The organism is Dyadobacter sp. (genome assembly GCF_039919315.1).
Taxonomy (GTDB): Bacteria; Bacteroidota; Bacteroidia; order Cytophagales; family Spirosomataceae; genus Dyadobacter.
In genome coordinates, this window is the sequence record NZ_JBDSFX010000054.1 from 62566 (window position 1) to 86921 (window position 24356).

A 24356-nucleotide genomic window follows, 5' to 3' on the forward strand; every position below is an offset into this window, starting at 1 on the left:
TGGCAGCTAGCATGCTAAATTTTCATATATAAGCTTTTTACTCAAATTTAAATGTGCTATTAGAAAAGAACTCCTGATCCCACGCTCCTCCAACAAATCAACTCGCCGCTCAAACACATCTTGCAACCCAAACTTGAAGTCAAAATAATTATCAGCGTAATTCTCAACTTCCAAGTCAAAGAAGTCAACGATTAAATCAATATCACTTTCGTCGTTAAAGTTTTCAGTCAGAACTGACCCAAATGCATATAATCTCTTCACTTTGTAAGTTTTACAAAGCACTACAATTTCGGCTTGATACTTTTCCAGCCATTTCACATTCAACTTTATTTAACCGCAATCAACCTTTCCAACCGCCCCATCATCTCATCCTTCTCCTTCAACATCCTCTCATACAAAGCAATCTTGTCTTCGTGAAGTCGAAGGAGTTGTTCAACGGGATGAAAAGTAGGATTGTTATTGATAGCATTAATCATTGAGCTATCATTGAATGTATTTGCAATGATGTTCACAGCACTTTCCTCGTCAAAATTCCGAATCGCCTCAGCCGGGATTTTAAGAATCGCCGCAACTTGTTCCAAAATATCGGAATCGATTTTTTCTCTTTGTTCGAGTAAAGAAACCTTTTGCTGGTTCCAGTCTTCGCCAAGCTCAAACGCCAGGCTGTCTTGTTTGAGGCCCAAAAGTTCACGAAATCGTTTGAGGTTTCGGCCTTCGTGGATCTTCGGATTGGAGGTAGTATGTGCCATGTGGAAAGGGGTTTGGTTAAAGGGGCAATTTATATAAATCTGGCGGGAAGTGTTCGGGTAATTTACAAGCATTTTGGCGTAATGTACCTGCCGGATGTGTAGGGTAACGTTTGCAGGAAGCCGTGCTTTGCAGAAAACCCAAATGTTCAACACATCTGAAATCAACAAAATGGACACCAAAACACACTTAGAGGAGACTGCCGACGCGCAATTTCTGGCCTATGGCCGGGAGGTAGGCAGTTTGTTGAGCAATAATAGCGCCGAAAGCTGGAAGGCCGAACTTTGGACGATGTTTGGCGGATACATTGTCGCCCTCAAAGATTTCGGCCACGCGCCTGAGCTTTGCAACACATACTTTTCATTTAAGGAGTTGCTTGAATTCTTTGAGAAGGTGGAACGGATTAGGTTGGGGGAAACAGAAGGGGCTTGAACCGAAGTGACTGATTGTGGAGTTTCTGATTTTGTTTGATATATTTGGTTACATAGCGTTCGTAATCAATGTATTTGGCCTTATCTGTGCTTGTGTATGAGAAACTTTTTTATGATTTTGGTGATGGCCTCAATGTGCCTTTCTGTTTCGGTGGAAGCTCAGCAGGCGCGACGTTGGGAGGTTGGTGTTCAGGGTGATTATGGGCGGGATTGGTATCATAAAAGCTACGCGGCCGACGTAAATTACGGGGACGATATCCTGGATTTTTCTTCAAGCCGCTCATGGGGAGCGGGTTTCTATTTTGAGAGGCCACTGAATCAGCGATGGTCTGTGCTGGGGCAGGTAGGTTATATGCAAAAGAAGTTGCATCCGCAGCTTTTTCATTATCCCAGCCAAACGGCATCTCACTATTATACCCGCGAATTGCACCACAGGGTCGCAGCAGATGCGGGAATGAGGCTGTATTTGAATCCGGAATCGCCGGTTAAGTTTTTTATAGACGGAAAGGTGGGAGGAAATGTCTTTATTTCGATCGTTCAGCGTGAAGCCAGCAGGGGCGACAGGGTTATCAGGGACGTTTTCGAATTTCAGCGAGTTGCTCCGGTTGCCTCGGGCTCGGTCGGTTTCAAATGGTCGCGATTGACGATTTCTGCAGAATACAGGGACGATCTGATGATATCCAAACGGAGTGATAAAAGGAGCGGTGTATCGGGTAGGGGGGTGTTTGGGAAGGTCGGGGTGGCGTTGTTTCAGGGGAAGAATAGGTAGGAATGTTAAAATAGCCCATGACTTCAGTCGTGGGTACCGGAAGTGCGACAGAGAAAACATCCCGGCTTTAGCCACCGCAAGGTTTTGGCTAAAGCCGGGATGTTTTTTGTTTTGGCTTCGATCCGTAGGCTGAAGCCCACGGTTAAGGTTGGCCCATATCATGATGCAGAGCGCACCCCTAGCCCATGACTTCAGTCGTGGGTACCTGACGTGAGGTATGATTTTTGTTTTTGGCTTCGATCCGTAGGCTGAAGCCCACGGTTAAGGTCGGCCGCTCATCCCTACTTCTTCTCTTTCGCCTGTTTCAGCGCCTCAGTCGTCAACCAATACTTCGCGATCATATTCGGGACTTCCCACTCCGGCAGCTTACCAGCCTTCAAATACTCCATATACTTATTCGCAACCTGGGCGAAATGTGACTCGTGGCCGGTGTCGTACTTAACTGGAATGGTAATTTCCCAGCCCGCAGCGATCTTTTTCAGTTCTACGCCCGGATGTTTTTCCTGAACGGATTTGAATGCAGCCGCAACAGCATCTTCGTAAGCTTTGCCTTTGTCGATTGCTTCAATATACAGTACCGGCTTGAATTTCTGGTCTTTTCCCTGGCGCACGATCAGGTTCGCTTTTGAACCTTTCATGATCGAATAGTGGGTGTCACCGGTTCCTTCCGGTGCCTGGAAATTCCAGAGAACGGAAACTTTTGCATGCACACCTTTTAGCTTATAGCTCAATTCGCCATTGGAATACACATTCAAAACAGTGTCTTTGAGGTCCTTTTTCAGGAAGTCAGGGAAAGTTTCGCTTTTGGTGACCAACTTGAATTGTGATGTTGTCAATTGCGTTGCTGTCCGTTTTGCACCTAGCAGCTCAATGTCTTTTCCATAATCCAAAGTCACATCCGGAAAGGCACTCCATTGCACCAGATCGATCAAATGTGTCGTTACATCTACCATTCCTTCGCCTTGCTGGTTCACATCAAAAAACCAGGTCGGCCGCACCAGCGGCTCACCGGAGATGTATTTGAAATAATGGTGAACACTTTCCTTCACCACGGCAGGATTTTCGGGGGTACCTTTTTGCAATTCTCCAAAAATAGCAGGCAATGAAGCCAGTTCGCGCTGCAAGGCATTGGTGATCTCGTAGCGCTCCGTCATGATATCATACAAAAGCACTTTATTTTTTTCGGCACTCGCAAATGCTTCTTTCAGCTTATCGAAACCGGCGGCATCGATTGCCATTGGTTTGTCGGCCAGTACATTGAGGCCGGCGTCTACCGACTTTTTAATGTAATCCGTTTTTTTCTGATTGTTACCAGCCAGTACCACTACATTGCCTTTCTTTTCAGCAAGCATTTTGTCCAGGAAATCCGCGCCGGTGTATACTTCTTCTTTCCAATGCGTCGGATTTTCGGGAGTGGAGTTATACTTCTCCACTTTGTCCAGATAAGCCTTCACATCCGGACCTTCGGAAGCGTAAACATGCACTACCGAGTCCACATCCGCATACATTGATTTTTGAACCAATGCCGCATGGAAGTGGCCGGGTTCTACAACAATCAGGCTCAAAGGTTTCTTCGCCTCATCCTTAGCCTCTTCTTTTTTCGTACTACATCCCTGATTTAATGCCATTGCGCTCAATAAAGCGATCGTCAAGAGTTCTTTTCTCATTGGATTGGGTTGAGGTAATATTTGCAAGATAATCCCAAAACGGAACTACGCCTGACTGTAAGACGAAATTTCTTTCAGCCTCCCTGAACTGGCTTTGTCGATAAATAAAATGGCGTGAGGATGCTTGCGGAGAATGGTAGAAGGGAATTCTTCCTTGATATCTTCCGCAACGGTATGGTAAATGGCATCCGCTTTTTTCTCGCCGGGAACAATGCAAAATGCGTATTTGGCTTTCAGCAATGTCGGAATGGTCAATGTTAATGCAGTTTCCGGTACTTCGTCAAAAGTATCAAAACAGGCATCATTCACTTGTTGCTGGCGGCAGGCATCGTCGAGTTCTACCTTTTTTACGATCAATGGATCATCAAAAAAAGCTACGTGCGGATCATTGAAAGCGAGGTGACCATTTTCACCAATCCCCAGACAAACAATGTCGATCGGATTTTCGAGCAACAGGTTTGCGTAATGTTGACATTCTTTTTCAATGTCGGTAGCGTTACCGTCGAGGTATGAAACAGAATGCACCGGTACATGATCGAACAGACGCACTTTCAAAAAATAACCAAAATTCTGTGGCGCATCCGCCGGTACACCCACGTACTCGTCCATGTGGAAAGCATTGATCTTTTCCCAAGCAATTCCCTGCTCTGATTTCAATGCTTCCAAGAATTCATTCTGGGACGGCGCAGAGGCAAATATAATGTTCACCAAATCCTTGGTATCCTGAATTTCCCGGATCTTATCGGCAACCATTCTAGCTGCATTTTCACCCATTTCCTGTCGGGTTTCAAAGATTTTTATTTCAAGATTATCAACTTTCATTATTGCGGTAGTTAGATTTTTTGATATTGTTTTTCGTAAATAATTCTTCCCTGTACAATGGTAGTTTGTATCCTGATATCCTCATCGAAAATGACAATGTCAGCATCTTTCCCAGCCACCAGCGTGCCTTTTTTATTGTCAACACCCATAATGCGCGCTGGCGTAGCCGTCATCATTCGCACTGAATCGAGTAAAGAAACGTCCGCCATTTGAACCATGTTTCTTACCAGTCTGTCGGCAGTAGAAACACTTCCGGCAAATGAGGTGCGGTCGGGTAACTTAGCGACTCCGTCTTCCACAATCACTTTCAAGCCGTTTTTGAGAGAACCCAATGTACTTTCGCCCTCCGGCATTCCGGCAGCACGCATGGCGTCGGTGATCAATGCAATGTGGTCAGGGCCTTTTATTTTATATATTAATTTCAAAAGCGGTGCAGGCAAATGCACGCCGTCGGCGATGATCTCCACATCCATATCCAGCAAAAAGGCGCTTTCAATGGTACCTGCGTAGCGAAATGCATTTTTCCTCGTAACTCCCGACATGGCAGAATAAAGGTGCGTGGCCAGTGTGTAACCATTTTCATAAGCTTCCAGCACTTCCTCATAAATCGCATCCGTATGGGCCACAGCCGCCAGTATACCTTTCTGACGCAGTCTTTTACCAAATTCAATGGCACCCGGAAGTTCTGGCGCGGCGCTCCATCGCGTTATCGAGGAAGAATAAGCCAGTACTTCTTCGTATTCTTTCGGATCAGGATTTCGAATGTAGCGTGGATCCTGCGCACCTCTTTGGCTCAATGCAAAATAGGGGCCTTCCAAATGCATTCCGAGAAACTGCGCGCCTTTTGTATTCCTTGCATTGGCTTTTTCGTACAAATCCAATGTTTCGAGCAAATCCTCTTTTTCACTGGTTAATGTCGTCGGCACCATGGCTGTTGTACCGTATTGCGCATGTGTTTCGGCAATTCCCAAAAACGCCTCGACGCTACCATCCATAAAATCATGTCCGCCACCACCATGAATGTGCAGATCGATAAATCCCGGGGCAATGTAATGTCCGTTGGCATCGATTACCTCTGCGTCTGGTACTTCAACATTACCCTGATGAACGCCCACAATTTTTCCATCCTCAATTACCAGCGTACCGTTTTTCAGGTAGCGGTAAGGTGTTATTAGTGTGCCGTTTGTTATTTTGAGGCGCATGTTTTTGGGCTTTTAGCTATTAGCTTTTTTATTGCGTTAATATGTAAACATCATTTCAATCCCGGAGAAAGCGAAATGCTAACGGCTAATTGCTAACAGCTAACAGCTAATAGCTAAAACCCCCTCACCTCCACTTCCTAAACTTATGTCCTTTTACCGCATAAAAAACCAAATACAAATAACACGGCAGTAACACCCAGTACGCCTGCCGCACGTCCAATTTATCAGCAAAATATCCGTAGAAAAGCGGCATAATGGCATTGCCACAAAGTCCCATGATCATCACGGATGCGCCGAGCTTTGTAAATCTTCCCAGATCGTCGAGTGCGAGCGGCCATATTCCGGCCCATACCAGCGAGTTGGCCAAACCAAGCAAAACCACAAACCAGATTGAAAGATCAGCCTGATGACCTAGGAAATTGACTTGGCCGTGTGCAAAAATAATGAGCAATGTAAAAATCGTCCCAAGTACCGTGCAGATTCTCAATGCATTCACCTGACTGATGAACTTCGGTATCACTGTAATGCCAATCAGATAACCGCAGATTGTGCAAAACAATGTGTAAGAAGGAAATACCTTGGCTTCCAGCAGATCAATGCCCATTGAATTGGCATAACCAATGATGGTATCGATCGCGATCACCTGCGTACCCACATGCAGGAAAATAGCCAAAGCGCCCAAAATGAGATGTGGAAATTGAAAAATACTATTCTTACCCGCGTTGGCTGTTGCAAGATGTTCACTCTCGTGCTCTGTATCAATTTCCGGAAGCGGTGATTTGAAAACTAGAAACCCTAAAACAAACAGAAATGAACCCAGACAAATGTACGGAACGATCACCCGCTGGATCAGCTCATCCAACGCTGCGCTTCGCTGAACATCAGTCATCGAACTCAGTTGCTTGAACAAATCGGTATCGGTAGGTTTAAGAATCACCGCTGCAAATACAATGGGAGATAAAATTCCCGCCGCCTTATTGCAGATCCCCATCATACTGATCCGTTGCGCCGCCCGCTCTTTGGCGCCCAAAATCGTGATGTAAGGATTGGCTGCTGTTTGAAGGATCGACAAGCCGATACCAATTGTAAACAGGCCCAGCAAAAAGATCTCATAAGTTCGCGACATAGCCGCCGGAACAAATATGAATGCACCCAATGCCATCGCCCAGAAACCAAACATCATTCCTTTTTTGAAACCTACAGCTTTCAAAAGGTAGGATGACGGAACCGACATCACGAAGTAGGCAATGTAAAAAGCGAAAGCCACCAGGTATGCCTGAAAACTGGTCAGCTCGCAGGCAATTTTGAAATAGGGGATCAAAATGGAATTGACCCAGGACACAAAGCCAAAAATGAAAAACATCAGACCGATCAGAAAGATTGATATGGTAGTCTCTTGTTTGGTCAGGTTTTCGACTTTGATTGCTATGGTTTCACTTTTCATTGTTGTTGTTTCATTATCGGATGTATAGTCCCCAGGATGAATCCTCGGGTTGGGTGATGATGGTCGGCAGAGGCGGAGCTCTGTCCTCGGAAGCTCCACGCCTGCATGGGTCCGGATCTGCCTAGCCCGGACCTGCCTAGCCCGGACCTGCCTAGCCCAGGACCTGCCTAGCCCAGGACCTGCCTAGCCCAGGACTTAAGTCCTGGGTTAGGCAGGTCCTGGATTATGGTTATATGGTTGGTTCCCAGCCTTTTTGGTACTCACGTTTCCAAAGCTTCTCTGCTTCTTTGTTGCCTTTGATGTGACCGTTGGTGGGGTCGATGTTCAGCGTTCCGCCGGAGCGGATCGCTATGTTACCAAGTTGCGCCAGCAATGTACTTTGATGTCCACCTACAATCTCGGAAGCCAATGGCGTGCCTTTTTTAATGGCGTCAAAGAAATTCTGAATGTGTAATGCGTCCAATCCCTGCGACGGGTTCATTTTATTTCTCGGGTCAATTACAAAGTCATTTTTTACTTCTTTAATGATCTTGTTATCAAGCCCATATATCGTGTAAGTGTTACCTTCTCCGATTTGCAAAGAACCCGAATCGCCATAGAATACTACGCCTACGCTGCTGCCTTCAATGGTACGCCCGTTGCAGCTCCTGCCTTCCCACGACATAGCGGTATTGTTGGCAAATTCGAGGTTAATGACCTGAGTATCGGGTGTTTCCCAGTCATCTCTGTAACGGAAACGTCCGCCTGAGGAAGTGACTCTGGTAGGATAATCTACCTGTAATCCCCAGCGCATGAGGTCCAGCATGTGGGTACCGTTGTTCAGCGCCTCGCCGGTGCCCCAATTCCAGAACCAGTGCCAGTTGTAGTGTATTAGATTGTCTTTAAAAGCACGTCTCGGTGCAGGTCCTTGCCACAATTCGTAGTCCAGCCACGATGGTACAGCAGTTTCTTTCCCTACTCCGATAGACGCTCTGTTATTGGTATACCATCCTTTCACAAAATACGGACGACCGATTAGGCCATCATGTACTTCTTTGATAGCAGCAGCAACATTCGGCCAGGAACGGCGCTGGTTGCCCATCTGGATCACATTTTTATATTTTTTAGCCACCGAAACCAGTATCTCACCTTCATTTGGATTGTGGCTGCAAGGTTTTTCAAGATACACATGTTTGCCAGCTTTGGAAGCCAATATAGCTGCCGGCGCATGCCAGTGATCCGGTGCAGCGATTACCAGCGCATCCATATCCTTATTTTCCAACGCTTTGCGGAAATCAGGAATACTAGCAGGTTTGGATTTTTGAATATCGCTTACTGTGGCGATGGCTTTTTCAGCTGCCCGCGTATCCACGTCCGAAATCGAAACGACTTCACAGTTAGGTTGCAATGCATAATTGGAAGACAATGCAAGACCGCGGCTATTGACACCCATCATGCCGACGCGTACTTTCTCGTTAGCTCCCAAAATGCGCGCATAACTTTTCGGACTAAAACCCGGCAATACGCCTCCGAAAGTCAGTAATGCGCTACCTGCAATGGATTTTTTGATAAAATTCCTTCTGTTATCTCCTTGTTCCGGGTTGTTGGACGACATATCGGTTTGGGTTGAGTTATTATTGCTTTTCATATTAAAGAGTTTAAGATCATCAGTTTTAAAAAGGCTTGAAAAGAGATTCATACTGATTGTCAGCCTTGGATTTGTGGTGCCCAGTAGGTGCAGTAAGCTGTCGTGAATACCGGTCCTTTGAACAGCTGACAGTTGCCACAAGTCTTGCCATCTTTGGGCGGCAACCATAGTTGGCAATTACCACATTTGGAATCAGGAATGGGCGATTCCTTAACATATCCAAGCTTTTTACGCGCATTCAGATCATTTTCACTCACATTGGAAAAATCATTGCAAGGATCTTTGGGAGGGCCCACAGCTTCCTGTTTTTTTTCCTCCGTTTTGGTCCCGCATCCAAATAGCCACAAGCCTGAACCTGCCATGAAAGTGGTCATGCCAACGGATTTCGCAATAAACTCTTTCCGGGTTAATGTGTTATTCGCTATTCTCATTTTCCAGTTGCTCGCTGGCTTGCAAGGGTACCAGCTTTACTTGCTTCTATAATTTGATCAATGTCTTTCCGGAAAATGGTTTTTTCCTCATCCATACTGTTGAAAAAACCATATTGATCCGTCAGCAATGCTAGAAATGCTGGCGAAGAACCCGGTTTGGAACTGAGTACAGCCATTCTGAACCATTGATCTTTGTAATGTTTCTGTAAAACTGCTGCTAATGGAGTTGCAGATTTGACGGCCGGAAACTGGCCAAGGCTTAGTGTAGCCTGAAATGCTACCCGTGCCGAGGAATCGTCCGTCGCTTTGATCAGTTCCGGCAATAGCTGCGGGTATTTTTCCGAAAGCATTACCCCATATTCTCTCACACCCGGGTGGACGTCGCGCATGGCCTTTTTGATCATATCCGCATCAAGAGACCGTAATCCTTCCAATACGAAAAATGCGTGAAGCCGTGCCCTCGGATCGGTATTGGTTTCAAACAGTGTTTTAACAGCCGGAGCAATAGTGTTGTCCTGACGTTCCAGAAGTAGTTTTTGCGCTTGTCCGCTCCACCATTGGTTTGGATGTGCGAGCAGCTTGACCAGTTCCGCAGATGTCATTTTGCCTGGGTACTGAGCAATAGCCTTACGACCTGCCGCATTTTTCGGAGTGATCTTGTAAATCCTTCCTTTATCCATTCCCGCATTGAAATCCATATCCGTTTTCAGTTCTTCCGGAATAGAAACCGGCGTTTCAATGTGCTGACGGTACATATCAATCACATATAGAGCACCATCCGGGCCTACTATGAAACTTGCCGGGCGAAACCAGGGGTCGGTTGAAGCCAGAAATTCTTTGTCTTTTTCAATGGTGCTGTCCCTGCCTGCGCGGTAGGTCGGACTGTCTTTCAAAGGCGTCAAAACGTCGCGGTGGATCAGGTTACCTGCTACGTCCCCGGTAAATACATTTCCATAGTATTCTTTGGGAAAAAGATCACCATTGTAAACCGTCCCGCCGGAGGCTCCTGTAAAATGATCATCGGCATATTCCTGGCGATCCAGATTCTGCTCTGCGTATTGTTTTTGACGCTGCCTGGTACGTTCAGCGCGCCAGTAAGGGGCAGGAGTGACCTGGTACATGATCATTTCTTTGTTCGAAACATCAAAAACTCCTTTTGCGGAAGGCATATTAGGATGTCGGTGCGTGTAGCGCCATGGGATCACGGCATGCTGAATATGCAAAGTGTTTTGAGTTACAAAACGATGTCCCCAGTCGTTAAATGTATGTCCAAATTGTCCCGGGCCTGTTTCCTGTTCGAATTCATCATTGTCGAGCCGGAAACGAAAATCCGCACTGCTCATCGCGAGGGGCGCTTTGCCTGGTTTTTTGTTGGAAGTAACTGTGCCGTTTTGCCCATTATTGGAAGCATATATCCAGTTATCAATGCCAAAACGAAGATTCGTAATCTGCGCCTCTGAATTATTTTCAAAAAAACCAGTGAACAAAACTTGCTTGATATCAGCCTTGAAATCGTCCGTAGTGTCTTTCATAAAAAGGATATTGGGAGCCGCCGTCACAAGCAAACCGCCTTTCCAGGGCAAAACGCTGGTAGCCTCCGAGATACTGTCAGCAAAAATGACGGATTTGTCAATCCGCCCATCACCATCTGAATCGGTAAGCATTCGAATGCTACCTTTCCCTTTTCCGGGTTCCGGTTTATAAGGATAGTCAGGCATTTCAACTACAAAAGCGCGTCCTTCTTCATCAAAAACCATTTCCACCGGATCTAAGACGAAAGGCTCCGCTGCAAAAATTTCGATTTTGAAATCATTGTCCAGCTGAAAACTTTCCAATGCTTCCTCCGGCGTTAATGCATCCGCATAACGTTTTTGGGAGCAGGAAGCAGTAATTAGCGCACAGCAGGTCAGGGCAATAATGGTCAGATGTTTCATAACCAATTAGTTATTTGAATGGGTTGGTAACCTTAACCAGGTCCTGAATGGTTTTTTCGTCGTGCTCGAAGCGTGCCAGCGTGTATATATTTCCATCTCCGTCAACTGCGATCGAATTGACATACGTTGGTCTTTCTCCGTCACCGTAAAATACAGGACCGTGGTCAATGTAAGTCTGACCGGGAATGTGGTAGGTAATCAAATGGAGATTTTCAAGCCCTTTCGCAGCTCCTTTTGCGATCTGCTCTTCCCCTTTCAATCGTTTGCCGTCGACATAAACCGGTCCGCCGGTAAGGTAATAAATGGTTTCCATGTCCGGGCCCAGCTGAAACCCGAGGTACCCATAACTGAACTGGTCAAACATCCCGCTCTTCTTGGAAGGGCTGGATGTAATGCGTTCAACGATTTCAATGGTTTCGTCTTTTGGATCAAACCGAAAAAGATACCCTGAGTTGCCGTGGACACCGTACGCCACATTTTCAACAGGGTGCCAAAAGATTTTACGCCAGTTGTAAGACATACTTCCCGGACGGGTAGGGTCGTATTTTCCAAAATAATCCAGCCGTAGATCTACATTTTCAAGCTTGCGGATCACATTGGTTTCAGGGCTGTATGTAAAAATATCACCCTCAGCGACCGAAAAATGAGCCGCACCATTTCTTGCATCCACAAAAAGCGACCGGCACAACGACCGGAAATCTTCACCCGGCGTACCAGCTTCTCCACCCGCTGAAACAGGGCCGAGGTTTCTTAAAATATCATTGTCAACATCGTAATGAATAAAATTCCCTCTCGGCCAGGTCAAACCATACAAATGCCCGCGATCTTTGTCCATCGTCATTGACACCATCCCTTCGCCGTCGGGTACCAATGCCAGATCTTCAAATTCCCCGGTTTCCAGATCATAGGAAAGAAAATGACCGCCCGGATATAGTGCGTATCCGTCCGGGGCAGTTTCTGGCAAGCGGTCCATGCCGTCTATCAGCTGATAAAAGCCCACATGCGTTGAAAAGTAAAGCTTTCCATTGCGTTCATAAAAACGTACGTGACTTTTGCCCTGCGGAATGGCTTTCAAATCCTGTTCACCGCAAATGGTAGTCAAATCGCCAATAAACCGGATGGAATCAGTCCCGGGATCATACACGTACATCTGTCCGCCGATCTCATGGTTATCAGACGATAATACATAATATATCTTCCCGTCACTTGCCGCTGAGATAGCATTGTAAGTGTCATGCGCTCTTTCGAAACCGGAATAGTAATGTTTTGCAGTCAAGGAATTTTTATCAGTTAAAGCTTCAAAGGCAAAGAAGTAATCGGTACTATTCACTTTATTTATGATCGTTGAGTAACTTAATTCTTGATAACCCTGGACTCGGGCTTCGTAACCCCGGCCTGCTTCGCAAGCTGTACTATTCCATTCAAAATCTCTATCTCTACATCCGAAGCCCAGGTTGCAGGGAGGCCGTAAACAATCGCCGCCACTTCGCCTTCATAGCCACCTTCCCGGAGAATGGTAGTGCTGGGAATGTAGGTCATCACATCATTGGAGTATCCCATGACAAAGGTTTCCTGGCCGAATATTTTCTTAATGTTAATGGCATAATCCACCACCAGCTCGCCTCCGAGGGTCATAATCGGCTGGTCGCCAAGCTTCCACACCTGCAATGGAAAAGGGTAGGAGGTAGCGAACTTTTCTCCTTTGTTGATCATATCGATCATCCGCATTGCCCATCGCTGCTGGTAACCCGTAGTTTTTTCAGCCATCGCAGTCAGCTGAACTTTGGTAGGTGCTGTGGTTAGAGAGAGATTTACTTCCGTGTAGGCAGTAGCCAACGTGGCGTCCAATGGCTTCATTTCTTCACTCAAAACCCGCTCCACGGCGGCCGCAAGTGTCTTTCCGTATTGAATGGCCAATGGTACGGTGTGCCTAGGCAATGGATTCTGATCCGCTCCTGCTCCCTGGAAAAACAATGCGGTTGCACCTGGATAAAGCTTTTCAAGTTCAATTTGGGCAAATCCAGGATAGTCTCCCGACCATTTGTAACTATCCAGCACCGTTGGGTGGCAGGCATAGCCAAATGCAATAGCCATTATTTTCCCTTTTGGATCTGCTACTTTTAAAACAGGCACAGCTGCATCGCCGGGACCGGTAATTTCTGTGAGCCTTTCCAAAGTAGCCGCGTCATTGTTACGACGATTTACCTGAAACCGGGCCACGCCATTTTGGGCATGTAAAGTAGCAGGCTGCAACGCTTTCAATGCATCGCCGGCAAGCGCGACGATTTGCTCTGCAAGTTTCGTAGTGTAGGCGTCTATCTTGTTTTGTTCTTCGGGGTTCAATGGATAAATGTCCGAAAGCGCAGTGCCCAGCACCGGGCCGGAATGCGTATGCGAGCTATTGAGGATGATCTGGGCTTTGGAAAGCTTATATTTTGCAAGAATCTGCGCCCGGATGTTATCGGACAAATTTTTAGGAAATCCCAAAAGATCGGTCGTGATCATCACCGCCTGCTTACCATCGGCATCTTCCAGCGCCAAAGCTTTGGCCCAAAGATCGTGCAACTTACCGTCGGAACCGTGTGTACGGGATGCGAATCCGGCCATCCACATCGGATCCTGCGGCGTAATGGCCACTTTGGCCACACCCGCCTTCCAGCTTTTGGTTTGCGCGGAAGCAGGAAGGATATAAAGCAATGCCAGAAATATCAGTATCAGTACCCTCATTTTTGACCGAGCGTTTTGATTTGGTCCACATTATGGTGAATTTTTTCAATGGCCGAAGCAATGTCCTTCATATCCGACTTACTGCCCAGAAGCATATTTTGAGTAAACCACACGGCTTCCTCATTGCATACTTTGTCGTTTACCGGACATTTATTCTGCTCGTTGTATTGATTGATGTCCAGCATTTCCTTCGGATACATTTTCCGGTAGTTTTTGGATTCAAATGTGTCTTTCAGGTAAGGCTGGGTGTTCAACGTCGCATAGCCACTCGAACAGGGTACGCCCTCAGCTTGCAGCGCTTTCAGGAAACTCGCGCGCGACAGGTCTTTGAAACCCTCTTTTTTGTAACGAAAAGGGAATAAGTGAAACGCGCCTCTCGTTACATTGTCATAAAGTTTATAGGGAACAATGCCGGGGATATCCTTGATGAGGGATTTTAGATACGCAGCATTGTCATTTCTGATGGTAGTCTGGCTATCCAGTCGTTTCATTTGAGCCAGACCAATGGCTGCCTGGTATTCCGTAAAACGCAATTTAGTACCCTGAATAAGGCATCCTGTACTGACAGCCCCAACGGTAGTTCCGTAGGCATAACCAAAGTTGTGATATGAAAAGCATTGGTCCATAAAGGCGTCATTGTTGCTCACAATGGCACCTCCTTCACCGATCGGCAGGTTTTTAGAATTCTGAAAACTAAAACAGCCTGCGTCGCCGATCGTTCCTACTTTTTGCTTGCTATACTCCGCCAAATGGGCCTGGCAAGCATCTTCGATCACCAGTAATTTATGTTTTTTGGCAATCGCCATGATCCTGTCCATATCCACGGGAAGTCCCAGAATATGGACGGCCATAATGGCTTTGGTACGCGGTGTGATCTTCGCTTCTATTTTGGCAGGGTCAATCTGAAATGTTTCCGGGTCAATATCCACAAAAACAGGCATGGCGCCATTGGATAAAATCGAGGAAACGGAGGCTATAAACGTGTAAGGCGGCACAAGTACTTCGTCACCGGCCTGAATCCCCAGTTGGTTGATGGCAATCACCAATGCATTGGTACCATTCACCGTGGAAAGGCAACGTTTCGCACCCAGTGCACTCGCCCATTCTTTTTCAAACTGGGTTACCACCTGCGCACGGGACCAGATGCCGCTACGTAGCACTTCCAGTACCTGTTTTTCGTCCGTTTCGGGATTCCACATAGGCCATACCGGCCATTTGTCAGCTGCCCAGGCAGACGGCCCGCCGAGTATCGCAGGCTTCTGTGCTGATTTGATATGAACCAGCGGGCTGGCTATACCGGTCGAAGCGAGCGCCACGCCCAGGCCGGCCATTGAATTTTGCCTGATAAACGTTCTGCGAGATACCTTTTCTTGAAACGGTTTCATGGGATTACAGATTCAGGATGACAGAATGGTTGGTTATTTTTTTGCCTTGCTCAATACACTTTCCAGTGTAACGCTTTTCCCGCCTTGCCGTTTGCTTTCGTCCGCTGCTTCCATGAAAGCAAAAATTTCAATGGTTTCCTCGGGTGTCACGGGTGTTTCCCCGGTTTTGAAATATTTAATAATATCGACCAAAAGAGGCTCGTACCCGCCGTAGGGGCCCAATACTTTGTTGCCGTCCTCTGTGAAAACGGTTGCGCCGTAATCATGTTTTCCCGTGCGGGTACCACGAAATGTGCCCGTGCGGCCGTCCCCCCAAATACCCACCACGATGTCCGTATTAGGTGTGCTCACACGGGTCACGCTTTTGCAGCCCGTCCCCATCACCGTGTATAACGTTTCTACGCCGTGGATGCCATACCAGAAAAAGTCCGGGTGTGTTTTTTCGAGAACGGCCGGACTATATGTGTCCGCGCCTAATACTTTCTTTTTGTCAATGCCTTCGATTCCTTTGATGTAGCGAAGAGAGGAAGCAGAGAATATGGGGATTTTATATTTTTTGGAAGCTTCGTAAATCGCCAGGGTGTCCGACAGGGAAGCCGCTACCGGCTTATCTATAAACATCCTCTTGCCTGCTTTGAAAACTTCCAGGGCTTGTTCCAGGTGAAGTCTTCCGTCGTTGGTTTCAAGCATGATGAAATCAACCTTTCCAAGCAGCTCTTTGATAGAACCGGTAATTTCGACACCCAGTTTCTTTACTTCTTCAATGTACCCAGGAATGCGTTTGGTACTGGATTCAATGTCTTTGCTACCATAAGGATAGGCAGCGGTAACCCGGAATCCATCATAGATAGGGTCGGGTTGTTCGGCATTCAGCCCCTTGGTAAAGGCAATGCTATGCGAAGTATCCAGCCCGATAATACCCACTCTTTTCCCCTCCGCAGGATTTGCTTTCAGGCTTGTGTAATCTAATAAACCAAGTCCGATACCGGTCGCCACCGATTTCAAAATGAACTTTCTTCGATTCAGGGAATGCATATAATTCAGGAAAAGGTGTTAGGAATAGTCTCTTTGCTCAATGATTTCGGGTACGTACCCGTAAATATACTAACATATTTTTATTTACAAGTTATTGCTTTAATTGTTTACAAAAAATTTTGTAAACAATTTTAATAGGTTCAATATATATCGCATAATGGTCAAAACGCGGTATTTGCGACTGGCAGGAATGTTACATGCCTGACGGCATTCAAAAATGGATATTAATGGTGACATGTTACCAATATTTCGTGCCTAAGGCTACCAATATTTCGTACCTGCCGGTACTTGGCGTTTTGCTGTTTTGGTAGCGTTTTGCCTTTCGTTGCGCTACCCAATGTATAGCTTTCACATTGGACCAACGGGAATCGCAGAGCGATGTAACAATTGACCCGCATTACATTTCCAAATCACGTCGCGATTTAAAATCAATACAAGATCAATTCTGATAAAACGCCTGATTCTCCTTGGTGATAATGTCGATCGGCATGAAATGTACCTTATCGACCGGCGCGCCAAGCACCAGCCTTTGGTATAATGCCATTAATCCGCGGTAACCCTGCTCTTCGGGTTTGTGACAGATCAGGAAATCGATCAGGCCTTTTTTGAGATAGTCTATATTTTCCTTCAAAAAATCGTAGCCAATGAGCGATATGTCAGTTCTTTTACTTTTTTCCAAAAACGAGGCGACGGAGAAAACACGCGAATTGGTCACAAAAATGGCTTCAATGTCGTCGTGCTTGTGTAAAACGTGCGTCAACTCGCGGGTTACGGACAGACTATCGGTATCCTTAATGTCAACCCGGATGATTTCGCCGGGGAGGTTATGATCCGTAAAATAAGCTCGGAATCCTTCTTCGATCTGCGGGTAATTATAGTTGTCGATCTCTTTTGAGATATTGACAACCAGTACCTTATGGTTTTCTTTCAGCCTGTATGTGAGCAATCTTGCACCCACATAACCACTTTGGAATAAATGCGGGCCAATGTAACATAGCTTGTCCTGGCCCGGAATGTCGGAGTCGATGAATGTGAAAGGGATCTTTTGTTTGTGACAGGCCTGAACAAATTGCCGCGACTCCTCTATAAAAGAAGGGGATAGCAGCACGCCCTGGAATTGCCCGTTGAGGATCAATGCGGCCTGTTCGCTAAAAGAATCTTCACTATTGAGATCGAAAAAAAAAGTTTTGACCTGTACCCCGTACTTCCTGATCTCAGCTTCCGCGCGGACAACACCTTTCAGCGGCGCTTCCCAGAAATCGGTTTCTTTGGATACACGAGGGATCAATACCGCCAGCGATATGATTTTTTTGGAGGCCAGCCGACTCGCCAGAATATTGGGCTGGTAGTCGAGTTCCTTGATGATCTCAATGATCTTCTTCTTGGTTTTTTCAGAAACTCCCGTCCGGTTGTGAATGACCCTGTCTACCGTCGCGATGGAAACATTGGCCCGCCGCGCTATTTCTTTTACCCCAAAAAAGGTGTTGTCTTTCTCCATCCGGAAAGCTAAAATTTGAATGTCAAAGTTTGTAAGTATTGCAAATGACTGCAATTCACCGGCAATGCCCCTAATAAAGCGATTCTGGAATTCATTTTACGATTTCCGGCAGTGATTTTTGATTTTTTATGCTCTTGAACATGCCATAACTCCATACGCTGAGCAGCTGATAATAATAGCTGCATTCTTAATAAAAGCGCTAGGATGGCGAAATATTGTATTTTTTAAATTTATGATATAATGTATTGCTGAATTTATGGAGATTTTTAATGCAGTAGTTTCTCCCGGTTGCTTGTTACGGATTATGTACTTTATTTTGCCTATATATTCAATAGAGTAAATATTTTATTAGTAATTAGCCCAACAACCACCAATTCAAATCCCCATGAACCATGTCTAAACATTTATCCCTAAAAACCCTTAAAATACAACCCGGCATTTTGCTGCTATTGATCCTGCTGGGAGGTTTCAATGCGATTGCGCAAAATAGTACGGTCAAAGGCATTGTAACCTCGGCTACGGACAAAGGCGGTCTGCCGGGTGTGAACATTGTGGTCAAAAACACATTAACCGGCACCGCAACTGACGCGGAAGGTAAATTTGAGATCAGTGCACCGTCTGACGCTACGTTGGTTTTCTCCGGTATCGGGTACGTTACCCAGGAAGTTTCAGTAGGCGGGAAAAGCACTATTGATGTAAAACTTGCTGTTGACACCAAGCAATTAGAGGAGGTCGTAGTAGTCGGTTATGGCACGCAAAAACGTAACAGCCTCACCAACTCTGTGTCGCAGATCAGTGGCGATGCGATTACTAAAAGACCGGTTTCCAACATCCAGCAGGCTTTTCAGGGCTTAATGCCGGGCGTGACAGTCCTGGATCAGGGCGGATCGCCGGGTAAGTCCAACACCAACATCCGTGTTCGCGGAATAACCACTTTCAACATTAACGGCAGCAGTACCAGTGGTTTTGATCTGGGGAAAAATGATGCGCTGGTGATCGTCGATGGCATCGAGCAGCGGCTGAGCGACATTAACCCGGATGATATCGAGTCGGTTTCGGTTTTGAAAGATGCTTCTTCTACTGCGATCTACGGCTCACGCGCTACGAATGGTGTAATCCTGATCACCACCAAAAGAGCAAAAGGCGGAAAAGTACAAGTGGACTACCACGGCTACTATGCCATCCAGAAGTCCAACAATGTACCTAAAATGATGGGATTGGAAGCTTACATGCGTGAGCAGGTGGCTGCCTACACCAATGCAGGCGTAACATTACCTGCTCGTTTCACGGAAGAATCTATTCAGGCATATGTCAATGCGACGGATCGCGAGAAATATCCAATGGCCAACACCTGGTTTGAAACTATGCTCCGTTCGGCACCTCAGCAAAACCACACCATTTCCGTTGCGGGTGGGACAGACGTATTACGCACAAGATTGAGTGTTCGCTACCAGGACCAGCAAGGTGTCATTGCCGGTTATTCCAATAAAATAGGGGAGTTCAGGCTGAATACGGATTATACAGTTTCCAAAAGATTGCGCGTGAGTGGCGACATTAACTACCGTTACAACCGCTCTTTGAATCCGACAGTCAATAACTCCAATGCCAATCCGACACCCCTGAACAATTTCTTTCATGGCACATTATGGGCTGTCCCCAAGTACGCCGACGGAACGTACGGATTAAGTACCCAGGGAAATAACCCATTGATGTTTAATGAAATAGGGGGGCAGTCGAGACAAAATACGGATTACCTGGCAGGTTACCTGAAAGCGGAATTTGACATTGCGGAGGGGTTGACATTCTCTACTCAGATCGCCGGCCGCGGCTCTTTTGTTTTCCAAAAGAACTTGACCAATTCCTACACCAATGTGGATAAGAACGCCAACATCACCAAAACGGTGGCGATCAATTCGCTGACCGAGGTGCGCAACACATTGCGGGAATACACGCTCAACAATTTGCTGACTTACGAAAAAAGCTTTGGCGATCACAACCTGAAAGCATTGGTAGGTTACTCGCAGATTGGCAATACGCAAACATTCCTTTCTGCATATCGGGAGCGTTTTTATAACAATGACATTGGTTCAATCGGCCAGGGCGCGAATGATGGTACCAAAAGCAATTCCGGTAATGATGCCGAATATGGCTTGCGTTCTTTCTTTGGCCGGGTCAATTATGATTATAAGGAAAAATATCTTTTTGAAGCCAATGCGCGCTACGATGGATCATCCAAATTCACGGGTACCAAGCAATACAGCGTTTTCCCATCATTCTCCGCAGGATGGAGGATTTCAAAAGAGAACTTCTGGAGTAATATCGAAAAGACGGTTAACGAGCTGAAATTGAGAGGTTCTTGGGGTATTACGGGTAACCAGTCAGTGGATTTGTACAGTTACTATTCAGCGCTCACTGCCAATGGATATAGTTTTGGAGGAACTTCGGTACAAGGTTACCGCCCGACCACATTGGCAAATACCAACTTGGGCTGGGAGTCGACCACACAATTGGACCTCGGACTTGACGCTGCATTCTTCAATAAAAGACTAAGCCTGACTGTCGATTACTATCGCAAATTGACCAATGACATTCTGCTCAACCTTGACATTCCCGCTACCATAGGCTTGACCGCCCCTCCGCAAAATGCAGGTTCTGTGGAGAATAAAGGATGGGAATTTGGCCTTAACTACCGCGGCGGACAGGGTAACTCTGGGTTCCGTTACACATTGGGCGGTAACCTGAGCATTAATGAAAACAAAGTGGTGGATCTGAAAGGTACCGGCCCCTACATTACCGGTTCCGACATTGATCCGCGGTACATTATCGCCAAAGGCTTGCCGATCAACACGCTTTGGGGCTACCAAACCGACGGATTATTCCAGACAGCGGCAGAAATTGCCGAGTACAAAGCCACTTACGCTACCAATACCAAACCTGGCGATGTAAAATACGTTGACCGGAATAATGACGGCAAGATCAACGCGGATGATATGACGGCGGTCGGTAACTCATTCCCGAAGTATACATTCGGTGTAAATTCTGATTTCTCCTACAAAAATTTCGAGCTGAACATTCTTTTCCAGGGAGCCGCCAAAGTGGACGCGCGTCTGGCAGGTGCATTGGCTGAAATGGGTAACCAGGAAGGTTTTACGCATGAAATTTATACCAATGATTACTGGACTCCTGAAAATCCCGGAGCACGTTTCCCAAGGCCGGTCAAATTCGATCTGCGCAATGTCGCTACTTCTGACAGGCTGGTGATCGACGGTTCATATGTGAGGTTGAAAAACGTACAGCTGGCTTACAACATCCCGGCGGAGATTGTTAGCAAACTGCGTGTGAGCCGCATCAGGGTGTATACTTCGGCTACGAACCTGTTCACCATTTCCAAACTCAATGACTGGAACCTGGACCCTGAGGTGCCGTCGGGACGCGCGGTCTATTTCCCGCAAACTGCGCTGTACACATTTGGTTTAAACCTGCAATTCTGATCCGGTACTCAAAAGCATTCAATCATGAAAACAAATACATTCAAACATATTCTTTACTCAGGAATTGCCGCGCTCACTTTCGGACTGGCTTCCTGTGACTCCGGATTGCTGGAAACGGTTCCAAACGACCGCCTTTCGGTGGATCTTTTCTGGAAAACAGAGGCGGATGCGAAGCTGGCTGTCAACTCACTATATACCGATCTGGACAGTACCAACCTGATTTCCTGGGACGGTATGACGGACATTGCGCACATTAATCAAAGCTTCAATATCGATGCCTACATTGAACTGGGAAGTTACGACGCGACGAGCTCAAAAATTTACGGCGAATGGAGAAGAGCCTATCGCGGTATCCGTGCCGTTAACTATTTTCTCGAAAATGTGGATAAGGTCCCAAGTACCAATGCTGCGCTGATCAATCAGTTCAAGGGCGAAGCCAAGGTATTGCGTGCTTACCAATACATTAAGCTCGCCGGACTTTTTGGCCCTGCGCCGCTGGTTACATCCTCCATTACCATTGAAGAAGGCCGGGCATTGACCAATACACCTGTGGAAGAAATCTGGAATTTTGTTGAAAAAGAACTAACCGAAGCCGCAGGACTTTTGCCAGTAAGCTATGGCGCGGCCGATAAAGGAAGGGTGACGAAAGGAGCTGCATTAGGCCTTTTGGCCAGAGCGGATCTGTACGCGGGACGCTACCAAAAAGCAGCCGATGCAGCGGATCAGGTGATCAAGCTGGGCGTGTATGGGTTGTATGATTCTTACGAAAAACTGTTCAGCTACGCTGCTGAGAACAATAAGGAAGTGATTTTTGATAAGCAGTATTTGAAAGATGTTTATTCTAACAATGTATTCTCCTACCTGGCACCGTACAGTCAGAAAAACGGAGGCAGCGCAGTGGTACCTACCAAAGCATTGGTAGATATGTATGAAACATTGGGCGGCAAGAAGATTGCCGATGCAGGAAGTGGTCACGATCCTGCAAAACCATACGCGAACCGTGATTCCCGCCTGAAATTTTCGGTGTATCTGGAAGGCGATGCATTGCCGAGTGGCATCACCTTCCAGCCGAAACCTACCAGCGGAACTGCCGACGCGATCGGAAGTACTTACATTGCTTCCACGACTGGTTTTAACATTAAAAAATACATGAATACGGAAGATTTCGCCAACCCGGGCAATAGTGGTATCAACATCATTTTGCTGCGCTACGCGGAAATCCTGCTGACTTATGCAGAAGCTAAAATCGAGCTGGGGCAAGCTGATGCAAGCGTTTTGGCGGCTATTAACCTGGTCAGAAATGGCAGATCGGACGTGAAACAGCCGGCTGTGGCCGCTACTACTCAGGCAGCATTGAGGAGTATTGTTCGTCAGGAAAGAGCGGTGGAGTTAGCATTTGAAGGACAGCGCCTGTTTGATATCCGTCGATGGAAAATTGCTGAAAATGTCATGACCGGACCAGTTTTCGGTATTACCTATTCCGACAATACAGGCAAATTGATCACCGTACAGGCAGTTGCGTCGACGCGGGCGTTTGATGCGAGCCGCCATTACCTGTGGCCGATCCCGCAAAAGGAAAGGGATCTTAATCCTAATTTGAAACAAAATCCGAACTGGTAGTCTCTGGATTGAAATATTTGATAATTTCCCGGATCATCCGAAACGGGAAATTTTATACTAAACCAAAACTTTAACATGTTCCGATTACTATCTGTGTTTTTTGTAGCACTGGGCCTATGCTTTTTAATGAGTTTTCAATCTCAAAAACCAGCTGCAAAAACACCTAATATTGTTCTTTTCTTCATTGATGACCTCGGTTACGGCGATTTGTCAGTGAATGGTGCATTGGGATACAAAACGCCTAATCTGGATAAAATGGCCGCGGAAGGAACGCGTTTTACTAATTTTATGGCTGCCCAGGCGGTTTGCAGCGCCTCCCGTGCTGCATTACTAACGGGTTGCTATCCCAATCGCGTCGGAATTTCGGGTGCATTGGGGCCTCAACAACCTGTTGGACTTAATCCGAAAGAAGAAACCATTGCCGAGCTTGTGAAAGCACAGGGTTATGCCACCGGGATCTTTGGTAAATGGCATTTGGGAAGCGACGAGGAGTTTTTGCCGTTGCAGCAGGGTTTCGACGAATACTATGGTGTGCCTTATTCACACGATATGTGGCCGCTGCATCCATGGCAGGAACGTGCAAAATATCCGCCGCTACATTGGATTGACGGTAACAAGCCAGGCAAAGAGATCAAAGACCTGGAAGATGCCAGCGAACTGACGCCGACTATTACCGAGCATGCGGTAGCATTCATCAAGAAAAATAAAAATAAGCCATTCTTCATGTACGTGCCGCATCCGCTGCCACACGTTCCGTTAGCGGCGTCGGCTAAGTTTAAAGGAAAAAGCGAGCGTGGGATTTTCGGGGACGTACTGATGGAGCTTGACTGGTCGGTGGGGGAGATTATGAAAGAGCTGAAAGCACAGGGGCTGGACCAGAACACATTGGTGATTTTTACGAGTGACAATGGTCCTTGGCTGAATTATGGTGACCATGCTGGTTCGTCGGGCGGGTTTCGTGAAGGAAAAGGAACGTCGTTTGAAGGCGGGCAGCGTGAGCCTTGCATGATGCGCTGGCCGGGTGTAGTACCTGCCGGAAGAGTTTCGAACAAACTTTTGTCCACCATTGACGTCCTTCCCACTATTGCTAAACTCACGGGGGCCAAGTTACCGAAAGAGAAAATAGATGGTATCGAGTTCACGGACCTGCTGAAAGGTGACGATACGAAAACGCCGCGCGAAAATTTCCTTTACTATTATCGAAAAAATAGCCTGGAAGCCGTCAGAAAACATGATTGGAAACTGGTATTTGCACACCCTGGTCGTACCTATGAAGGCTCATTGCCGGGGAGGAATGGTCAGCCGGGCCCTAGTCCTGAGGATCATGATTTTCCCAAAGCATTGTACAACCTCGCACGTGACCCGGGCGAGCGATATGATGTATTGGAACAAAATCCAGAGATCGTAGCGGAACTGGAAAAAATAGCGGATGCTGCGAGGGAAGATCTGGGTGATGATTTACAGAAGCGTCAAGGGAAAAATAATCGCCCGGCCGGACAGGCTGTCAGAAAATAAAGACGAAGTAT

Annotated in this window: 19 protein-coding genes; 5 read left to right on the forward strand and 14 right to left on the reverse strand. The window is 46.6% G+C overall.

Annotated features, from left to right (window positions below; genetic code table 11):
• Positions 1 to 6 precede the first annotated feature (6 nt).
• Both ABIO93_RS15060 and ABIO93_RS15065 read right to left on the reverse strand, forming a co-directional pair.
• Entirely contained in the window at positions 7 to 318 is a 312-nt protein-coding gene (locus tag ABIO93_RS15060) for a nucleotidyltransferase domain-containing protein (protein ID WP_348069048.1), read from the reverse strand.
• A gap of 8 nt (positions 319 to 326) precedes the next feature.
• Positions 327 to 749, reverse strand: coding sequence for a helix-turn-helix transcriptional regulator (locus tag ABIO93_RS15065; protein WP_348069050.1), 423 nt, complete (start codon positions 747 to 749; stop codon positions 327 to 329).
• Between the two features lie 142 nt (positions 750 to 891).
• On the opposite strand from ABIO93_RS15065, the gene ABIO93_RS15070 reads away from it, so the two are divergent.
• The gene (locus tag ABIO93_RS15070; RefSeq protein ID WP_348069052.1) at positions 892 to 1179 is read left to right on the forward strand and encodes a hypothetical protein; all 288 of its coding nucleotides are present in this window, start codon (positions 892 to 894) and stop codon (positions 1177 to 1179) included.
• A gap of 96 nt (positions 1180 to 1275) precedes the next feature.
• Complete coding sequence (locus ABIO93_RS15075; protein ID WP_348069054.1) at positions 1276 to 1947, forward strand: hypothetical protein; 672 nt, start codon at positions 1276 to 1278, stop codon at positions 1945 to 1947.
• Between the two features lie 281 nt (positions 1948 to 2228).
• Here the strand turns inward: ABIO93_RS15075 and ABIO93_RS15080 are convergent, their stop codons facing one another.
• From ABIO93_RS15080 to ABIO93_RS15135, 12 genes are all read right to left on the reverse strand, one after another.
• The gene (locus ABIO93_RS15080; RefSeq protein ID WP_348069056.1) at positions 2229 to 3614 is read right to left on the reverse strand and encodes a putative oxidoreductase C-terminal domain-containing protein; all 1386 of its coding nucleotides are present in this window, start codon (positions 3612 to 3614) and stop codon (positions 2229 to 2231) included.
• A gap of 45 nt (positions 3615 to 3659) precedes the next feature.
• Positions 3660 to 4436 (reverse strand): glucosamine-6-phosphate deaminase, encoded by a 777-nt coding sequence (locus ABIO93_RS15085; protein ID WP_348069058.1) that lies wholly within the window; start codon positions 4434 to 4436, stop codon positions 3660 to 3662.
• Between the two features lie 11 nt (positions 4437 to 4447).
• Positions 4448 to 5638: an N-acetylglucosamine-6-phosphate deacetylase gene (gene nagA / locus ABIO93_RS15090; protein WP_348069060.1), complete on the reverse strand. Its 1191-nt coding sequence runs from the start codon at positions 5636 to 5638 to the stop codon at positions 4448 to 4450.
• 124 nt (positions 5639 to 5762) lie between these two features.
• On the reverse strand, positions 5763 to 7082 hold the full coding sequence (locus ABIO93_RS15095; RefSeq protein ID WP_348069062.1) for a sugar MFS transporter: 1320 nt from the start codon (positions 7080 to 7082) through the stop codon (positions 5763 to 5765).
• Between the two features lie 229 nt (positions 7083 to 7311).
• The gene (locus ABIO93_RS15100) at positions 7312 to 8709 is read right to left on the reverse strand and encodes a Gfo/Idh/MocA family oxidoreductase (RefSeq protein WP_348069064.1); all 1398 of its coding nucleotides are present in this window, start codon (positions 8707 to 8709) and stop codon (positions 7312 to 7314) included.
• Between the two features lie 59 nt (positions 8710 to 8768).
• Positions 8769 to 9140, reverse strand: a complete 372-nt coding sequence (locus tag ABIO93_RS15105) for a high-potential iron-sulfur protein (protein WP_348069068.1) — start codon at positions 9138 to 9140, stop codon at positions 8769 to 8771.
• Positions 9137 to 11074 (reverse strand): PVC-type heme-binding CxxCH protein, encoded by a 1938-nt coding sequence (locus tag ABIO93_RS15110; RefSeq protein WP_348069070.1) that lies wholly within the window; start codon positions 11072 to 11074, stop codon positions 9137 to 9139. The genes ABIO93_RS15105 and ABIO93_RS15110 overlap by 4 nt, the downstream gene beginning before the upstream one ends.
• A gap of 10 nt (positions 11075 to 11084) precedes the next feature.
• Positions 11085 to 12350, reverse strand: a complete 1266-nt coding sequence (locus ABIO93_RS15115; protein ID WP_348069072.1) for a hypothetical protein — start codon at positions 12348 to 12350, stop codon at positions 11085 to 11087.
• A 77-nt stretch (positions 12351 to 12427) separates the two neighbouring features.
• Positions 12428 to 13801 (reverse strand): neutral/alkaline non-lysosomal ceramidase N-terminal domain-containing protein, encoded by a 1374-nt coding sequence (locus tag ABIO93_RS15120; protein WP_348069074.1) that lies wholly within the window; start codon positions 13799 to 13801, stop codon positions 12428 to 12430.
• Positions 13798 to 15186 (reverse strand): DegT/DnrJ/EryC1/StrS family aminotransferase, encoded by a 1389-nt coding sequence (locus ABIO93_RS15125; protein ID WP_348069076.1) that lies wholly within the window; start codon positions 15184 to 15186, stop codon positions 13798 to 13800. The genes ABIO93_RS15120 and ABIO93_RS15125 overlap by 4 nt, the downstream gene beginning before the upstream one ends.
• Positions 15187 to 15219: 33 nt before the next feature.
• Entirely contained in the window at positions 15220 to 16221 is a 1002-nt protein-coding gene (locus ABIO93_RS15130; protein ID WP_348069078.1) for a Gfo/Idh/MocA family oxidoreductase, read from the reverse strand.
• Positions 16222 to 16660: 439 nt separating this feature from the next.
• Positions 16661 to 17719, reverse strand: a complete 1059-nt coding sequence (locus ABIO93_RS15135) for a LacI family DNA-binding transcriptional regulator (protein ID WP_348069080.1) — start codon at positions 17717 to 17719, stop codon at positions 16661 to 16663.
• 392 nt (positions 17720 to 18111) lie between these two features.
• On the opposite strand from ABIO93_RS15135, the gene ABIO93_RS15140 reads away from it, so the two are divergent.
• The 3 genes from ABIO93_RS15140 (at position 18112) to ABIO93_RS15150 (ending at position 24345) form a co-directional block, all read left to right on the forward strand.
• Positions 18112 to 21210, forward strand: coding sequence for a TonB-dependent receptor (locus tag ABIO93_RS15140; protein WP_348069082.1), 3099 nt, complete (start codon positions 18112 to 18114; stop codon positions 21208 to 21210).
• A gap of 24 nt (positions 21211 to 21234) precedes the next feature.
• Positions 21235 to 22830 (forward strand): RagB/SusD family nutrient uptake outer membrane protein, encoded by a 1596-nt coding sequence (locus ABIO93_RS15145; RefSeq protein ID WP_348069084.1) that lies wholly within the window; start codon positions 21235 to 21237, stop codon positions 22828 to 22830.
• A gap of 126 nt (positions 22831 to 22956) precedes the next feature.
• A complete protein-coding gene (locus ABIO93_RS15150) occupies positions 22957 to 24345 on the forward strand; it encodes a sulfatase (RefSeq protein WP_348069222.1) in 1389 nt (462 codons plus the stop codon).
• Positions 24346 to 24356 lie beyond the last annotated feature (11 nt).

Excerpts from the sequence above, each read along its gene's own strand:
- ABIO93_RS15065 (WP_348069050.1), bottom strand. The coding sequence starts at position 749 with ATGGCACATACTACCTCCAATCCGAAGATCCACGAAGGCCGAAACCTC.
- ABIO93_RS15070 (WP_348069052.1), top strand. The coding sequence starts at position 892 with ATGTTCAACACATCTGAAATCAACAAAATGGACACCAAAACACACTTA.
- ABIO93_RS15075 (WP_348069054.1), top strand. The coding sequence starts at position 1,276 with ATGAGAAACTTTTTTATGATTTTGGTGATGGCCTCAATGTGCCTTTCT.
- ABIO93_RS15080 (WP_348069056.1), bottom strand. The coding sequence starts at position 3,614 with ATGAGAAAAGAACTCTTGACGATCGCTTTATTGAGCGCAATGGCATTA.
- ABIO93_RS15085 (WP_348069058.1), bottom strand. The coding sequence starts at position 4,436 with ATGAAAGTTGATAATCTTGAAATAAAAATCTTTGAAACCCGACAGGAA.
- nagA (WP_348069060.1), bottom strand. The coding sequence starts at position 5,638 with ATGCGCCTCAAAATAACAAACGGCACACTAATAACACCTTACCGCTAC.
- ABIO93_RS15095 (WP_348069062.1), bottom strand. The coding sequence starts at position 7,082 with ATGAAAAGTGAAACCATAGCAATCAAAGTCGAAAACCTGACCAAACAA.
- ABIO93_RS15100 (WP_348069064.1), bottom strand. The coding sequence starts at position 8,709 with ATGAAAAGCAATAATAACTCAACCCAAACCGATATGTCGTCCAACAAC.
- ABIO93_RS15105 (WP_348069068.1), bottom strand. The coding sequence starts at position 9,140 with ATGAGAATAGCGAATAACACATTAACCCGGAAAGAGTTTATTGCGAAA.
- ABIO93_RS15110 (WP_348069070.1), bottom strand. The coding sequence starts at position 11,074 with ATGAAACATCTGACCATTATTGCCCTGACCTGCTGTGCGCTAATTACT.
- ABIO93_RS15120 (WP_348069074.1), bottom strand. The coding sequence starts at position 13,801 with ATGAGGGTACTGATACTGATATTTCTGGCATTGCTTTATATCCTTCCT.
- ABIO93_RS15125 (WP_348069076.1), bottom strand. The coding sequence starts at position 15,186 with ATGAAACCGTTTCAAGAAAAGGTATCTCGCAGAACGTTTATCAGGCAA.
- ABIO93_RS15130 (WP_348069078.1), bottom strand. The coding sequence starts at position 16,221 with ATGCATTCCCTGAATCGAAGAAAGTTCATTTTGAAATCGGTGGCGACC.
- ABIO93_RS15135 (WP_348069080.1), bottom strand. The coding sequence starts at position 17,719 with ATGGAGAAAGACAACACCTTTTTTGGGGTAAAAGAAATAGCGCGGCGG.
- ABIO93_RS15140 (WP_348069082.1), top strand. The coding sequence starts at position 18,112 with ATGTCTAAACATTTATCCCTAAAAACCCTTAAAATACAACCCGGCATT.
- ABIO93_RS15145 (WP_348069084.1), top strand. The coding sequence starts at position 21,235 with ATGAAAACAAATACATTCAAACATATTCTTTACTCAGGAATTGCCGCG.
- ABIO93_RS15150 (WP_348069222.1), top strand. The coding sequence starts at position 22,957 with ATGAGTTTTCAATCTCAAAAACCAGCTGCAAAAACACCTAATATTGTT.